Origin of the sequence: Providencia sp. (genome assembly GCF_040396775.1) — a bacterium.
Classification (GTDB): Bacteria; Pseudomonadota; Gammaproteobacteria; order Enterobacterales; family Enterobacteriaceae; genus Providencia.
In genome coordinates, this window is record NZ_JBEBNT010000010.1 from 87,430 (window position 1) to 102,184 (window position 14,755).

Below are 14,755 nucleotides of genomic sequence, written 5' to 3' on the forward strand. Positions count from 1 at the left end.
TATAAAAAAGCCAGTCACTTGACTGGCTTTGTACTAACAACGAGATTTTTACGATTATGCAGAGGTATGCTCTGACAACCATTGTGCAATGCGTTGTTTTTCTGAATCATTCAGCCACATGCCCAATTTAGTGCGACGCCAGATGGCATCATCTAATTCTGTTACCCACTCATTTTTCACTAAGTAACGCAGTTCGGCTTCATAGACGTTGGCACCGAATGATTCACCAAGATCGCTGAGCGAATTCGCGCCTTCTAAAATGAGTTTGCTGTTGCTGCCGTAAGTTCTTGCATAACGCAGCGCAATGCCTTCTGGAAGCCATTGATAATGCTGGCGTAATACGCGTGCATAACCATCACGGTCACAACCTTCGATATCACCACCCGGTAATTGACCATTTTTAGTCCACGGGCTACCTGCGTTCGGGTAGTAAGTGGCCAGTTTGTTCACAGCGGCTTCAGCTAATTTACGATAAGTAGTTAATTTACCACCGAATACAGACAGTAATGGTGCTTGGCCTTGCTCATCGTGAATATCTAATGTGTAGTCACGGGTAATCGCTTGTGGTGAGTCAGATTCATCATCACACAATGGGCGAACCCCTGAGTAATCCCATACCACATCTTCAACCGTTAACTGTTTTTTGAAGTGGTCGTTATACACTTTAAGCAAATAACTGACTTCTTTATCATCAATCTTGACGTCTTTTGGATCGCCCTTGTATTCCACATCTGTTGTACCGATGATTGAGAACTCATCCATCCACGGAATAACAAAGACAATGCGGTTATCTTCGTTTTGCAGGATGTAAGCTTGCGGTTCATCGTGAGCACGTGGAACAACAATATGGCTACCTTTGATTAAGCGAATACCGTATGGCGATTTTAATTTCAAACCATCGTCAAAGAATTCTTTTACCCATGGACCCGTTGCATTAACCAGTCCTTTCGCTTTCCAAGTATGAGTTTCACCTGTACGTAAGTCTTGTGCCTCAACGACCCATAAGCCATTTTCTCGATAAGCACGCGTTACTTTTGTGCGAGTACGAACTTCACCATGCTTACGTACTACTTCTTGAGCGTTTAGAACAACCAAACGCGCATCATCAACCCAACAGTCTGAGTATTCAAACCCTTTGGTTAATTCAGGTTTCAGGACAGAGTTCTGGTTGAATTTTAAGCTTTTGCTACTTGGTAGGCTTACACGTTTACCTAAATGGTCATAAAGGAACAGACCAATACGGATCATCCAAGCTGGGCGTAAATGAGGTTGATGTGGTAAACGAAAGCGCATTGGAAACGCAATGTGCGGTGCCAGTCGTAATAGGACTTCGCGCTCAGCTAGTGCTTCGCTGACTAATCTGAATTCATAATGTTCGAGGTAGCGTAAGCCACCGTGGATCAGCTTTGAACTCGCTGATGAGGTTGCACTCGCTAAGTCTTGAGCTTCGAGCAGCAATACCGATAATCCACGACCTGCAGCATCAGCTGCAATACCAGCGCCGTTGATCCCGCCGCCGATGACAATCAAGTCTTTAGTTTCCATGCATCCCCCTGAGATGTTCGAAACACTTTCAATAATGTTCGTTTTCGCTCATTTGATTGTAATCAAATTCCATTAGTATGCCAACTAATAATGTATAAAAATAACAACTGCGTGATGTCGATAACAAATTTTATACACGTCATTCTTCCCACCACAGCGTTGTTGGCTGCACTTGCTAACCCTAGTCACGTACTTGTTGTACGCTCCTAGGGCTTAGCTTCATTTGCCGCCTAGCTGTGATGCGAATTATTTTGTGTATAACGCGTTAGTTAAATAATGATTAGAAACGAATTGAGAAATAGAAAGAAAAATAGGGGGATTGTGAAGAACGGTGATATTCAAAAACATGATAGCAGCGCAAGGGCACTGCCATCATGAAATTAATGATTTGATTAGCAAAGTTCGAGCTGGACGTTATGTTGCTCAATCACTTTGAGAATGCTGTCTGGTGGTTGTTTGTCGGTAAATAAATAGTCGATTAAGTTCATGTTACCGAGGTTGACCATCGCATTACGGCCAAATTTAGAGTGGTCGGTGACTAACATCACGCAGCGTGAATTCTCAATAATAGCGCGTTTAGTTCGTACTTCATGGTAATCGAACTCCAGTAGCGAGCCGTCCATATCAATGCCGCTAATACCGAGGATGCCGTAATCCAATCTAAATTGAGAGATAAAATCGAGGGTGGCTTCACCGACAATTCCACCATCACGCGAGCGTACTTCACCCCCCGCTAAAATTAGGCGGAAGTCTTCTTTTGGCATCAGTAACGTGGCAACGTTGAGGTTATTGGTCACCACTCGCAGGTTTTTATGGTTAACCAGCGCATGGGCAACGGCTTCAGGTGTCGTCCCGATATCAATAAATAACGTCGCGCCATCAGGAATTTGGCTAGCGACATGCTGCGCAATACGGGCTTTTTCGTCTGACCACATGATTTTACGGTCATTATACGCCGCGTTTACGGAGCTTGAAGGCAGTGCTGCGCCACCGTGGTGCCGCTGAATTTTATTTTGCTCAGCGAGGTCATTGAGGTCTCGTCGGATGGTTTGAGGGCTAACCTCAAAGTGCTCGACAAGTTCTTCAGTACTGACATATCCCTGAAGACGCACAAGTTCAACGATTGCATCATGTCTCTGGGTTTGTTTCACAGCGTTAGCCTCTAATTATTAAAATGTATTATCTGGAACTCTGGTGTTTTATAAAACTGTGCCTATTATCCCACACTCCCATCAATAAGCCGATAATTAACCCTGAAGTGTGTGCGGCATTAGCAATATGCATACCTAAAATATCGAAGTAACCGAAAAAGAGCCAGATAATTGAGAAGATCATTAACCCTCGGGGAACCTTCACACCGCTTTCTGGGTTGCGCTCACCCGTCAACCAAACGTAGCTGACTAAGGCATAAACGACACCCGATAAGCCCCCAAAGTTGTTTTCGCTAAACAGCGATTGCCCCCAGTTACTAAACAGGGCGGAGACTAATAAAATGGTAAAGAGCTTCCCTGTTCCTAGCTTGCGTTCAACTTGGCCTGCCAGAAACCACCATAGCGCAAGGTTAAACCCAATATGCGACAGTGAAAAATGGACAAATGCAGGGCTTATCCAACGCCAAAGTTCGGATTGTTGGTCGCCAATTGGCCACGCTAAGTAACGTAATACTTCCCGTGCATCGGTCATTTCTACCCAAAGATATACAATAATCGATAGCAGAATAACAGCAATTGTTAGTGGGCCTGATTGTTCTTTTAGGTAGCCCCAAGTGAGGAAATTGCGGTATTGAAATTGTGTATCGGCATTACCCGTTTGCCAGCTGGCAGCAAGGTAGCGCGGGTCATTAGGGTTTTGCAGGAAAGTATCAAGTTCTTGACGGACTTGATTAAGATATTGGTCATCTTCCAACCAAAGTTCATATAGCGCTTGTTCTTGAGATGGCTGAAGGCTTAAATGAATATTTTGCCCTGCCATATAGTCAACAAATGCCTGCGCCATTCTTGGGTTAGCAAAGGAAGTGATGTGGATCATGAATGCGTTTTCTCGTCTAGAGCGCCGTGACGGCTTGTGGATATTCCCTTAACCAGGCTTCAAACCCGCCATTAATGCTGTAAACAGATTCATAGCCGATATTGATTAGATACTGTGCTGCGCCTTGGCTGCTGTGCCCGTGGTAGCACATGACCATAACGGGTTGTTCATAATCTGTTTGTTCTAAAAATTGGCTCAGCGACTCATTGGTGAGGTGATAAGCGCCGCTGGCATGACCTGCGCGGAAGCTTTGTGGATCACGTACATCAACAAGTACGGCAGTGCTTTCCAACCAGTGTTGATAAGCTTGCTCTGGTGTTAGTGTCTCAAAATGGTCCATAAAATACCGAATATAGTGGGGAAAACCCCATAAAAACGAATTCGGCACCTGTAAGCAGAAAAACAGGTGCCAGATGTCAGTGGCAATTAGTAGAAAGAGTGTTCGCCACGTTGGTGTTCAGTCAGGTCTTTAACGCCTTTTAACTCACCATCAAACATTTTCAGTAATTCTTTTTCGATACCTTCTTTTAAGGTGACATCGACCATAGAACAACCGTTACAACCACCGCCAAATTGCAGGATAGCAAAGCCTTCATCGGTGATTTCCATCAGGGAAACGCGACCGCCGTGGCTGGCTAATTGTGGGTTAATTTGTGACTGTAAAACGTACTCAACACGCTCGATTAATGGTGCATCGTCAGAGACTTTGCGCATTTTCGCGTTTGGTGCTTTAAGGGTCAGTTGTGAGCCCAGTTGGTCGGTAACGAAATCAATTTCCGCTTCTTCCAAGAAAGGTGCGCTAATTTCATCAACATAAGCAGATAATTTCTCGAACTTCAGTTCCTTATCTGTTGCTTCAACGGCACCCGGTGGGCAGTATGACACGCCACACTCAGCTGTCGGTGTACCCGGGTTGATGACAAATACACGGATTTGGGTTCCTGGCTCTTGATTTTCCAACAACTTGGCAAAATGAGCCTGTGCTGCTTCAGTAATATTAATCATAATCATTTGCTCAATAATAGTTGACTGCTTTAGTTGGTTATAATACGCCCATTTACCCCTTTCCTACAAGGTGCGACAGAGTGACCACGCATCAACAGTGCGTGCACCCGCACAAATCAACAATTGTGCTGCCGCATTCATTGTCGAACCTGTCGTGATAACATCATCAAGGACAGCGACATGTAGGCCAGAAACCGCAGTTTCTAAGGTAAATGCTCCCTTTAGGTTTTTTCGGCGATGTTCACGTTTTAGTGTAATCTGCGCCAGTGTATCACGACTACGGAGTAATGAATTTTGCGAATAGGGGATATTTAACCATCTGGATAAATTTTCGCCTATTAATGCCATGTGGTCAAATCCTCGCCACCATAATCGGTGACGATGCAAGGGAATGGTGATGATGAGGTCGGGTTTTTGCCATGCATTTTCGCGGTAGCCTTGTAGCCAAAACAAAACAAAAATGCGCGCTAAAGCAAAAGCGAGCTGTGATTGTTGATTAAACTTAAAGTGATGAATAAGCTTACGTAATGGGTTCTTATAGGGCGTGACGGTAATCAACTGTTGCCAAGCTGGGGGCTGTTTTAAGCAGCGACCACAGTGCAGCATATCGAGTTCACTGGGCAATGCGCAGCGTGGGCAGCACGTCGGCATCGTTGGTAAGCCTTTAAGGCAAAAGCTGCAAATACCTTGGCTGCTTTTGCTAAGTGATTGATGACAAAGCCAACACGCCCCTTCCATTGATAGCATGATGATATTCCGTTAAAAATGTTGATTGAATAAAGAGAGTGTAACCATGGCAAAGCTATATTGGCAGACCGTCGGCGAAGGAAAACAAGATCTTGTGCTGCTGCACGGATGGGGGTTGAACGCGCAAGTTTGGCAAACCATTATTCCTCGAATCGCTTCGCATTTTCGTGTTCATCTCGTTGACTTGCCGGGTTATGGCCGAAGCCAAGATTTTGCGCCAATGAACATTCAATCCATGGCGGATATTCTGTGGGAACACGCCCCGAAAAACGCCATTTGGTTAGGGTGGTCGCTGGGGGGGTTAGTTGCCAGCCGCATTGCACTGGATCACCCTTATGAAGTTCAAGGGCTGATCACCGTGGCATCTTCCCCTTGCTTTAAAGCCGATGGGGACTGGGCGGGTATTCGGCCCGAAGTGTTATTGGGCTTTGAGCAGCAGCTCGCCGCAGATTTTCATCGCACTGTCGAACGTTTTTTAGCATTGCAAACCTTAGGCACAGAAAGTGCCCGCAATGATGCGCGTACCTTAAAATCGGTGGTGCTTGAACAGCCTATTCCAACGGTGGAAACATTAAATGCAGGGCTTGAATCATTACGAACAGAAGATTTACGAGAAGAATTAAAAAGCCTGCCAGTGCCGTTCTTACGGATTTATGGTTACCTTGATGGCCTTGTGCCCCGTAAGATGGTGCCTGTATTGGATGAGCTTTACCCAAACTCCCCGTCCGTTATTATGCGCAATAGCGCCCATGCACCGTTTATTTCACATCCCGATGAGTTTTGTGAATATTTGCTGGATTTTCAAAGCCGATTGGCAGAGTAAAGCGCGCCATCAGCCACTAAGGCTGCTTTCCATTGTGTTTATTTTACTCATCATAGCCCCATCCCATTGTGGGGCTTTTTTGTCTTCGCTGTTTTTTTCTTTTATTTAACCTTTTTTTGGAATTTTATATATTAAATCTGTATTTATCTTATTAATTGTCAGGGGGTTTGACTGATTGTTAGTGATAAATACGGGTTATTCAGTACGATATTTTAGCGGGGTTAGGCTACCTTATTTAACTTAAGTTTTTAATGAGGAGATATAGGGATGCCAGAAGATAATTACATTGGCCATGGAAGTAGCCGAACGAGTGATGGACCTTCAATGAAGGTCGTTTATGTCAAGGTGCCGAAGTTACGATTTTTTATGGAGCCTAGCGCATTATCGTTCGCTCCCGCGCAATCAATTCTTACCCCCTCTGGAACGGCAACAATACCTAAGCCTACCTCTTCAACGTTTCCAAAAGATATCGGCATAGTTTCTCAGGTGGTTAAAGCGCCTAATCCGATAACCGTTGCGCTAATGGGGTTGTTTTATTCACCAAGCGTAGGGAATGCCATGCTTGACCGAATCGTTATTGGGCGCCCATTCGAGAAGCGGTCGATTGTGGGCGGTTTTTCGCGTTCTGCCTCTACGGTATCAAAATATGATTATACGTCGGAAGAATTTCTCCGAGAAATCGCTGAGGCAAAAAGCCGAGTCACCACACGCGTTCGTTTTCGGGTGATTGAGGACGAAAAAAATGGGAGCCCGAGAATTGTTGGGTATGCGGTGGATGCAAGCAGTGGGCTAGATCGTGTGCGTGTGCGTTTTGCAGAGCGCCATGAGGATGGTTCTGTGACCTTTTCTGACCAAGGTTTTAAAGGGCAGTTTATTTGGAATACCCAGAATAATACGGCAGAGTACAACGATTATACCGCTCAGGAGATCGCAAAAAGTCCAGATTTAGCTTTTCAAGCGGTAAAATTCAGTCTCGATAATGGGCAGCGAGGCTCGATTATTCATGATGGTGGCGGTGTTGGGAATTATTTACCTCCGACGCCGCTTCCTGAACAGCAAAAAGTGTGGAGTTTACCGAACCCAATACCCGAAATTCAAAAGCCAGAGTTAACCCCTAGTCCGATACCAGAACAATCAACAGGTTGGATTGAATCACTTCCTATTCAGGAAACGGATTTTAATGATTATGTCATTGTCGACCCATTGGGTGAAGTGCCCGCTATCTATGTGTTTTTTCAAAAAGACCCTGTCGATGATTTGGAAGTAGATTATTACGATAATTTTAAAGGGCGCCCTCGTGGTGGGTTGTATGAAATCGATCACCTTCCGTCTAAGGCGGCGATTAGGATGTATTTAAAAAATAAGTACCCCACATTAACAGAGATACAATTAGATAAAATGTCTAATCAAGTGGCTTCAATTGCGATACAGAAAGAGATACATCAAAAATGCAGTGAAACCTATGGGGGACGTAATAATAGTTGGGTTGATATTGAGGGTGGTTTATCACTTCGCCGAAAAGAGCTGGATGCTAAAAATTTATGGGAAGCGGTTGAACGGAATTGGGCTGCTAACAGAGAATGTCTGGAAAATGAAGGCTATGATAGTAAGTTACTGGATGAAAAATTAGACAAAATTCATGAACTCAACGAAGCAAAAGGATTATACAAATGAGCGTCAATATTGAAGCGTTAGTGCAACGATTAGGGGATACCTATGACGAGCTTTATCTTGATGGGTTGATCCCTTATAAAACTAAGCCCCAGGGGAACTCTGGTGATGATGTATTAACCCTTAGAATGTCAAAAGAATATACATTCTTAGCATTTGAAAATCCGTCCCAAAAGTTATCGCAAATTACCATGACGCTGCTCCCTGATAACGTCAGAAATCAATGGGTATTTCCGAATAAAATACCTTTTGGATTAGAGCAAGTGATGCCTGATGTTTGGTTTTATGAACATATAGGTAATCCAATAAGGCAAGCTCCAGAAGATATCATTTTAGGCATACCCATAGGAAAAACAGAAGTGTTTAAGCTAAACATTACAACTCGCGCTATGGAGTCTATAGCTATGATCGTGAGCTTTCATCCAAAGATGAAAATGCTTGCTCAAGAGGTTACTTTTGAATTATTAGACAGCTTGGAAAAGAGATGGAGAGTTAGTTATTAAAAATGAGCGTCAATATTGAAGCGTTAGTGCAACGATTAGGGGATACCTATGACGAGCTTTATCATGATGGTTTGATCCCTTATAAAACTAAGCCTCAGGGGAGTTCAGGGGATGATGTTGTTACATTGGTTATGAAAAGGCGCCTTGCAACCTTCTGTGTGGCTTACTTTATCTTATAAACAAAATGGGCGCAGTCGGTGCTTTCTGGGCAGCCTTTGCAGCTAGAGCCCGTTAAGCAGGCGCTTATATCCACCTGCTCAATTTTCCCCAAGCTTTCCAACTTTTCCACCATCGCTTTTATCATTGGCGTTGGGGTTTTGAGTTGTTCACTGAGTAACGCGATGTCAGCTTGCCCGTATAAAGCAATCAAATCTCTTACTTGCAGCAAGCTGATCATCGTTTAGTCCTTAGTGGCAGGAATTGCTAGAGCAGCCAGAGCACTGCTGTGCGGTTTTGCTTTTAATATTCAACGTCACGCGGCTACGTATGCGGCGTAGGAACATGAACAGGGCAATATTAAATACCACAACGGCGATGATGGTAATTAAGCTACTTTGTGGGTGCTCACTGAACGTCGCGGTTTGGTAAAACAGTGCTGACAGGCTATAAGCCACATTCAGTCCCCAGAAGATGGAGAAACTCATCCAGCTTTTGTTTGTTTCGCGAGCAATCGCCCCCATGACTGACACGCAAGGCACATACAGTAAGACGAAAATCAGGTAGCTATAGGCGGCAATACCAGAGCCAAATTTCGCGGCCATGGTGCCCATCGAGCCTGATTCCATTTCGCCATCACCTTTGCTGGCTTCGATTGGGTTCGATAACGCGCTTAGGGTAAAGGTTTCTTTTAAGCTATCCCATGTTTCAGATACCGCATCTTCCAGCTCTTCCCATAAATTGAAGGACTCTGCATCGAACGGCTCCGAGGTAATCGCTTCGGCGGTGTAGAGGGTGTTTAACGTCCCAATAACCACTTCTTTTGCCATCGCACCGGTAATCAAGCCCACGGTTGCTTGCCAGTTATCGGCATGAACACCGATTGGCTGCAATGCAGGGGTGATCACCTTACTGACGGAAGCCAGAGCGGAATCATTAATGTTATCAACAGGTTTACCGGAGAACGAGAAGCTATTGAGTGCGCCGATAAAAATACTCGCCACGACGATAACTTTACCTGCACGCACCACGAAGCCTTTTAAGCGCTGCCATGTTTGAATTAACAACGTTTTGACGTGTGGTACGTGGTACACCGGTAATTCCATCACGAATGGCGATGCTTCACCACGCATGAGGGTGTGTTTGAGTAAAAGCCCCGTGAGGATAGCCACCACAATCCCTAAAATATACAGGGAGAACACGACGCTCGCGCCATTTTTACCAAAGAAGGCTGCGGCAAATACCGCGAAGATTGCCAGCCTTGCGCCGCAAGACATAAACGGTGCCATTAGAACGGTAATCAGCCTTTCACGTGGGGCATCAAGGGTACGAGCGCCCATAATCGATGGGACGTTACACCCAAAGCCGACGATTAATGGGACAAACGATTTGCCCGGTAGGCCCAGCGCTTGCATCAATCTGTCCATCACGAAAGCTGCTCGTGCCATATAGCCTGAGTCTTCAAGGATGGAAAGGAACAGGTACATCATCCCGATTTGTGGCACCAATGGTAGAACGGTATTAATACCGCCACCGACACCTTGAGCTAAGAAGATAGTGAGCCAATCAGGGAAACTGAAGTAGGCACCAACCCACTGAATACCATGGATAAATATCGCCTCAGAAGCCCCTTCAAAGAACGGCTGAAGTGCCCCACCAATATTGATGGCAAGGACAAACATCAGGTACATCACAAATAAGAAAATCGGTACGCCTAACCAGCGGTTGAGGATAAATCTATCCAGTGATTGTGTGAGTCGGTTAGGCTCAGCCGCACTATTGTTGATCGCCGCTTGGCAGATGGTTGCAATAGATTGATAACGCGCATCAGCAATCAGCAGCTCAGGTTCTTCATTTAATGTTTCATTGAGCTGTTGGCGAGTCGTTTGTAATTGCGTTTCCGAAATTTCAGCACGCTGGCGGCTATAAATATCCCCTTCTAAAATTTGCAGGGCTAACCAGCGGCGCTGTTGTTGGCTAAATTGTTGCGTTGAAATTTGTTCAGATAATGAATCAACAGCTTGTAATAGCTGGGGTGGATATTCAACAAGGGCTTTTTGGTTATTTTGCGGGTGAGTATCAATGGCTTTTTTCAGCTTATCAATGCCCGTTGCACGGGTTGAAATCATTGGGATAACAGGGCAACCCAGTTGTTTTTCCAGCTCAGCAATATCGATATCAATATGTTGGCTTTGGGCAATATCCAACATATTCAGGGCGACAATGCATGGGACGCCTAACTCAACGAGTTGTAATGTCAGGTAGAGGTTGCGTTCTAAGTTCGATGCATCCACAACGTTAATCAACATGTCGGCTTCGCCACTTAAAATAAAGTAGCAGGCAATTTGTTCGTCGAGGGAGGTCTGTTCAGAAATGGTGGTGAGCGAGTAAGTGCCAGGGAGGTCGACAAGCTCAATTTTGTGGTCATCCGTGTGGAAGCGGCCAACCTTGCGCTCAACGGTGACGCCAGCCCAGTTACCGACGCGCTGTCTTGACCCTGTTAGCTGGTTAAAAAGGGTTGTTTTACCTGCATTGGGGTTACCAATTAAGCCGATAGTCAATCGTTTCATAGTGTTTGCCAATAATCAAAAAAGAAGACTTAAGCGGTAGGCGCTTCATCAAGGTTTAGTAGGGCGAGGTCCTTTTTGCGTAGCACTAAGCTGACGCGGTGAGTTTCGATTTGCACTGGATCGCCAAAAGGCGCTAAACGCACCACTTTAAAAACGGAGCCCGGTAATAAACCGAGAGACAATAATTTTTGTCTGTATGCGGGGCTTATCTCGGGGGAAAAGCCCAGAATTTTGTAACTGCATTGAGGAAGTATAGCCATAGTGTCTTCCTATTATCTTCCTAACGATTCAATTCATAATGATACTGATAATTATTGTTAGAAAAGTTTCTATCTACAAGCAAAACGCTGAGAAAAACAAAAATAAATCTAATTAACAATGAGAATCATAATCATCCACCTTTTGTTATATTTAGCCTCTTTTTTCGTCAATTTGACTTGATGTGGATCAACGAAGCATGGAGTTAGCGGTGTTTTTTAGATAGGGATAGGATCAGGCAGAAAGAATTGAGAAGGTTGCTTTTTGAACAATACATTGAATTTGTTTATTAATTTAGCGGTGAAGATATTTCTAGAGAATACTAAATACCCCAATGAATTTATTGGGGTATTTAGCTTAATCAAACTAGCGCTTCTTGCCAAATGCAGCAGCAAGGGCGTCGCCCATAGCACTGTTGCTTGATGAATTCGCGTTTTGGCGCGAATTACCACGAGGTGCAGGGGCTTTACGTGCGTTTTTATCTTGTGCAGGTGCAGCTTTGCGAGGTGCACTGTTGGAATCACCTGCTTGTTCATCCAAGCGCATGGTGAGGGCGATACGCTTGCGGGCAATATCGACATCCAACACTTTCACTTTCACAATATCGCCCGCTTTCACCACTTTGTGTGGGTCTTCGACGTAACTATTGGAGAGTGAAGAAATATGCACTAAGCCATCTTGGTGTACACCGATATCCACAAATGCACCAAAGTTGGTTACGTTGGTCACTGCGCCTTCTAAAATCATGCCAGAAACGAGGTCATTCATCGTTTCTACACCTTCAGCAAAGGTGGCGGTTTTAAACTCAGGACGTGGGTCACGACCCGGTTTTTCTAACTCTTTGATAATATCCGTAACCGTTGGAACACCAAACTGCTCTGTTGTGAAATCACGTGGGCTTAGTGCGTTGAGCGCTTGTGAATTACCCATAATATCTTTCAGCGGCTGGCGGACGGTTTGCAGAATTTTTTCAACGATAGGGTAAGCTTCAGGGTGAACCGTTGATGCATCCAGCGGGTTTTCGCCATTGGTGATACGCAAAAATCCTGCGCATTGTTCAAAGGCTTTAGGCCCAAGGCGAGCCACTTTCAGTAACTGTTTTCGGTCATTGAATTGGCCGTTTTCATCGCGCCAATCAACCACGTTCTGCGCGATCATTTTGCTCAGGCCTGCAACGCGAGTCAGCAAGGCGACTGAGGCGGTATTTAAGTCTACACCTACGGAGTTTACGCAGTCTTCGACAACGGCATCTAACTTGCGGGCAAGTTGAGTTTGGCTGACGTCATGCTGATATTGGCCTACCCCGATAGATTTCGGGTCGATTTTAACCAGTTCAGCCAGTGGGTCTTGCAGACGGCGAGCAATCGACACGGCGCCACGCAAAGACACATCTAAGGTTGGGAATTCTAGCGCGGCTAGCTCAGAGGCGGAGTACACTGACGCACCCGCTTCACTGACAATCACTTTTTGCGCAGTGACTTCAGGGTACTGTTTTTGCACTTCTGCAAAGAAGCGCTCCGTTTCACGGGATGCTGTACCGTTACCAATTGCCACTAACTCCACGTTATGTTTCTGGCATAGTGCGGCGACGATGGTTGCCGCTTTCGCTGCTTGCCCAGTGTGTGGGTAGATAGTGTCGGTGGCAATAAGTTTCCCTGTTGCATCTACAACAGCAACTTTCACCCCAGTACGCAGACCTGGATCGAGGCCCATCGTTGCACGCATTCCTGCCGGTGCAGCCATCAGTAAGTCACTGAGGTTACGGGCAAAAACGTTAATTGCTTCTTCTTCGGCTTTTTCGCGCAAAGAACTCATCACTTCCGTTTCTAAGTGCAGTAATACTTTAACGCGCCATGTCCAGCTGATCACCGCTTTACGCCATTGGTCAGCAGGGGCGTTATTCAAACGCACATCTAAGTGGCGAGTAATAATCTCTTCACAATAACTTTCTTTTGGTGGCTCATCGAATTGAGGGTCGCAATTTAACGAAAGCTGTAAAACCCCTTCGTTACGTCCACGGAACATGGCCAGTGCGCGGTGTGAAGGCACTTGTGAAACGGGTTCTTGGTGTTCGAAATAGTCACTAAATTTGACGCCTTCCGCTTGTTTGCCTTCAGCTACTACAGAAACAAGGTGGGCATTTTTCCAAATATAGTCACGAACTTTGGCTAATAAGGCTGCATCTTCGGCGAAACGCTCCATCAGGATATAACGCGCACCATCTAAGGCAGCTTTCACATCCGCAACGCCTTTATCTGCATCGATATACGTTTGAGCAAGTGTTTCAGGGGATTGGCTAGGGTCTGCCCATAACGTATCCGCTAATGGTTCAAGCCCTGCTTCAATAGCGATTTGCCCACGGGTGCGACGTTTCGGTTTATACGGTAAGTACAGGTCTTCAAGTTCGGTTTTATTGAGCGTGGTATTAATCGCAGAAGCGAGTTCAGGGGATAATTTCCCTTGCTCTTCAATCGATTTGAGAATGGTTTGCTTACGGTCGTTCAGTTCGCGTAAGTACCCTAAGCGGCTTTCCAGCTGGCGAAGCTGAGTATCGTCCAACCCTCCGGTAACCTCTTTACGGTAACGCGCGATAAACGGGACAGTATTGCCTTCATCCAATAAGGTGATGGCAGAAAAAACCTGTTTCGGTTGGGCATGCAGCTCAGCTGCAATAATTTGGCTTAGAGTTTCATTCATGTCGTGTTTAAATACCTACTGAAAGAACAGTTAAAAAATTTACTGCACTGTTATACTTGGTGGTAGCGAGAATTTCCAGACTGAATTTCGGTCTATTGGTAGGAAAGTCTCAGATTATGTTCTATAAAATATTATAATTGTTGTCTTTATTGACTAATATTCTAAGGTTATGGCGAAAAGTCTATTAATAACGCGTGAAGGTTGGGATACGCTCGACAAGGAGCTGAAGTATCTGTGGAAAGAGGAACGGCCTAGAGTCACTCAATCCGTGTCAGAAGCTGCGGCACAAGGCGATCGCTCAGAAAACGCAGAATATATTTACGGTAAAAAAAGGTTGCGTGAGATAGACCGACGCATTCGTTTTTTATCTAAAAGGTTAGATCAACTCAGGATTATCGAGCCCGATCCTCGCCAAGAAGGCCGTGTCTTTTTTGGCGCATGGGTTAAACTTGAAGATGAGAATGAAAATATCAGAATATTCCGCATTGTCGGTGCGGATGAATTTGATCCTGCAAAACAATGGATTTCAATTGACTCTCCCGTTGCTCGCGCCCTAATAGGCAAGCAGGTTGAAGATGAAATTACGGTGAATACACCGGGTGGGGAAGTCACTTATTTTGTATTAGATATAAGCTATAAGCCACTAACCGCCTGAAGTGTAAAATGATTCATTAAATCTATGGTTAATGGTAAATTAGTGAACATTAAACGTGTTTTTGTTCACTTTTAGAACAATAATTTGAAAGATGCAC

Annotated in this window: 15 protein-coding genes; 5 read left to right on the plus strand and 10 right to left on the minus strand. The window is 45.0% G+C overall.

All coding sequences use genetic code 11. The annotated features are described in order from the left end of the window. Positions 1-54: 54 nt before the first annotated feature. The 6 genes from glpD to ABWP91_RS12250 form a co-directional block, all read right to left on the minus strand. On the minus strand, positions 55-1,545 hold the full coding sequence (gene glpD / locus ABWP91_RS12225) for a glycerol-3-phosphate dehydrogenase (RefSeq protein ID WP_353243517.1): 1,491 nt from the start codon (positions 1,543-1,545) through the stop codon (positions 55-57). A 392-nt stretch (positions 1,546-1,937) separates the two neighbouring features. Beyond that, complete coding sequence (locus ABWP91_RS12230; protein WP_004262881.1) at positions 1,938-2,696, minus strand: DeoR/GlpR family transcriptional regulator; 759 nt, start codon at positions 2,694-2,696, stop codon at positions 1,938-1,940. 28 nt (positions 2,697-2,724) lie between these two features. Then, positions 2,725-3,573 carry a rhomboid family intramembrane serine protease GlpG gene (gene glpG / locus ABWP91_RS12235; RefSeq protein WP_353243518.1) on the minus strand — a complete coding sequence of 283 codons (849 nt, stop codon included), beginning with the start codon at positions 3,571-3,573 and terminating at the stop codon, positions 2,725-2,727. 16 nt (positions 3,574-3,589) lie between these two features. Continuing rightward, positions 3,590-3,913, minus strand: a complete 324-nt coding sequence (glpE, locus tag ABWP91_RS12240) for a thiosulfate sulfurtransferase GlpE (RefSeq protein ID WP_219245354.1) — start codon at positions 3,911-3,913, stop codon at positions 3,590-3,592. Between the two features lie 86 nt (positions 3,914-3,999). Next, positions 4,000-4,578: a Fe-S biogenesis protein NfuA gene (nfuA, locus tag ABWP91_RS12245; RefSeq protein ID WP_047756247.1), complete on the minus strand. Its 579-nt coding sequence runs from the start codon at positions 4,576-4,578 to the stop codon at positions 4,000-4,002. A gap of 63 nt (positions 4,579-4,641) precedes the next feature. After that, the gene (locus tag ABWP91_RS12250; RefSeq protein WP_353243519.1) at positions 4,642-5,325 is read right to left on the minus strand and encodes a DNA utilization protein GntX; all 684 of its coding nucleotides are present in this window, start codon (positions 5,323-5,325) and stop codon (positions 4,642-4,644) included. Between the two features lie 46 nt (positions 5,326-5,371). Here ABWP91_RS12250 and bioH point away from each other — a divergent pair, with 46 nt between their 5' ends. The 4 genes from bioH (at position 5,372) to ABWP91_RS12270 (ending at position 8,501) form a co-directional block, all read left to right on the plus strand. Next, complete coding sequence (bioH, locus tag ABWP91_RS12255) at positions 5,372-6,148, plus strand: pimeloyl-ACP methyl ester esterase BioH (protein WP_353243520.1); 777 nt, start codon at positions 5,372-5,374, stop codon at positions 6,146-6,148. A gap of 267 nt (positions 6,149-6,415) precedes the next feature. Beyond that, positions 6,416-7,822, plus strand: coding sequence for an S-type pyocin domain-containing protein (locus ABWP91_RS12260; protein ID WP_353243521.1), 1,407 nt, complete (start codon positions 6,416-6,418; stop codon positions 7,820-7,822). Beyond that, complete coding sequence (locus ABWP91_RS12265; RefSeq protein WP_353243522.1) at positions 7,819-8,322, plus strand: DUF6392 family protein; 504 nt, start codon at positions 7,819-7,821, stop codon at positions 8,320-8,322. Before ABWP91_RS12260 ends, ABWP91_RS12265 begins: the two co-directional genes overlap by 4 nt. Positions 8,323-8,324: 2 nt before the next feature. Then, a complete protein-coding gene (locus ABWP91_RS12270; RefSeq protein ID WP_353243523.1) occupies positions 8,325-8,501 on the plus strand; it encodes a DUF6392 family protein in 177 nt (58 codons plus the stop codon). On the opposite strand, the gene ABWP91_RS12275 is transcribed toward ABWP91_RS12270, so the two are convergent. The 4 genes from ABWP91_RS12275 to ABWP91_RS12290 form a co-directional block, all read right to left on the minus strand. After that, complete coding sequence (locus ABWP91_RS12275) at positions 8,486-8,719, minus strand: FeoC-like transcriptional regulator (RefSeq protein WP_273803884.1); 234 nt, start codon at positions 8,717-8,719, stop codon at positions 8,486-8,488. The genes ABWP91_RS12270 and ABWP91_RS12275 overlap by 16 nt on opposite strands. Before the next feature lie 10 nt (positions 8,720-8,729). Continuing rightward, the gene (gene feoB, locus ABWP91_RS12280) at positions 8,730-11,048 is read right to left on the minus strand and encodes a Fe(2+) transporter permease subunit FeoB (RefSeq protein WP_353243524.1); all 2,319 of its coding nucleotides are present in this window, start codon (positions 11,046-11,048) and stop codon (positions 8,730-8,732) included. A gap of 29 nt (positions 11,049-11,077) precedes the next feature. Further along, positions 11,078-11,308: a ferrous iron transporter A gene (feoA, locus tag ABWP91_RS12285; protein WP_047756225.1), complete on the minus strand. Its 231-nt coding sequence runs from the start codon at positions 11,306-11,308 to the stop codon at positions 11,078-11,080. A 364-nt stretch (positions 11,309-11,672) separates the two neighbouring features. After that, positions 11,673-14,003, minus strand: a complete 2,331-nt coding sequence (locus tag ABWP91_RS12290) for a Tex family protein (RefSeq protein ID WP_353243525.1) — start codon at positions 14,001-14,003, stop codon at positions 11,673-11,675. A 169-nt stretch (positions 14,004-14,172) separates the two neighbouring features. Here ABWP91_RS12290 and greB point away from each other — a divergent pair, with 169 nt between their 5' ends. Then, a complete protein-coding gene (greB, locus tag ABWP91_RS12295) occupies positions 14,173-14,658 on the plus strand; it encodes a transcription elongation factor GreB (protein ID WP_353243526.1) in 486 nt (161 codons plus the stop codon). Positions 14,659-14,755 lie beyond the last annotated feature (97 nt).

Excerpts from the sequence above, each read along its gene's own strand:
- glpD (WP_353243517.1), bottom strand. The coding sequence starts at position 1,545 with ATGGAAACTAAAGACTTGATTGTCATCGGCGGCGGGATCAACGGCGCT.
- glpG (WP_353243518.1), bottom strand. The coding sequence starts at position 3,573 with ATGATCCACATCACTTCCTTTGCTAACCCAAGAATGGCGCAGGCATTT.
- glpE (WP_219245354.1), bottom strand. The coding sequence starts at position 3,913 with ATGGACCATTTTGAGACACTAACACCAGAGCAAGCTTATCAACACTGG.
- nfuA (WP_047756247.1), bottom strand. The coding sequence starts at position 4,578 with ATGATTAATATTACTGAAGCAGCACAGGCTCATTTTGCCAAGTTGTTG.
- ABWP91_RS12250 (WP_353243519.1), bottom strand. The coding sequence starts at position 5,325 with ATGCTATCAATGGAAGGGGCGTGTTGGCTTTGTCATCAATCACTTAGC.
- bioH (WP_353243520.1), top strand. The coding sequence starts at position 5,372 with ATGGCAAAGCTATATTGGCAGACCGTCGGCGAAGGAAAACAAGATCTT.
- ABWP91_RS12260 (WP_353243521.1), top strand. The coding sequence starts at position 6,416 with ATGCCAGAAGATAATTACATTGGCCATGGAAGTAGCCGAACGAGTGAT.
- ABWP91_RS12265 (WP_353243522.1), top strand. The coding sequence starts at position 7,819 with ATGAGCGTCAATATTGAAGCGTTAGTGCAACGATTAGGGGATACCTAT.
- ABWP91_RS12270 (WP_353243523.1), top strand. The coding sequence starts at position 8,325 with ATGAGCGTCAATATTGAAGCGTTAGTGCAACGATTAGGGGATACCTAT.
- ABWP91_RS12275 (WP_273803884.1), bottom strand. The coding sequence starts at position 8,719 with ATGATCAGCTTGCTGCAAGTAAGAGATTTGATTGCTTTATACGGGCAA.
- feoB (WP_353243524.1), bottom strand. The coding sequence starts at position 11,048 with ATGAAACGATTGACTATCGGCTTAATTGGTAACCCCAATGCAGGTAAA.
- feoA (WP_047756225.1), bottom strand. The coding sequence starts at position 11,308 with ATGGCTATACTTCCTCAATGCAGTTACAAAATTCTGGGCTTTTCCCCC.
- ABWP91_RS12290 (WP_353243525.1), bottom strand. The coding sequence starts at position 14,003 with ATGAATGAAACTCTAAGCCAAATTATTGCAGCTGAGCTGCATGCCCAA.
- greB (WP_353243526.1), top strand. The coding sequence starts at position 14,173 with ATGGCGAAAAGTCTATTAATAACGCGTGAAGGTTGGGATACGCTCGAC.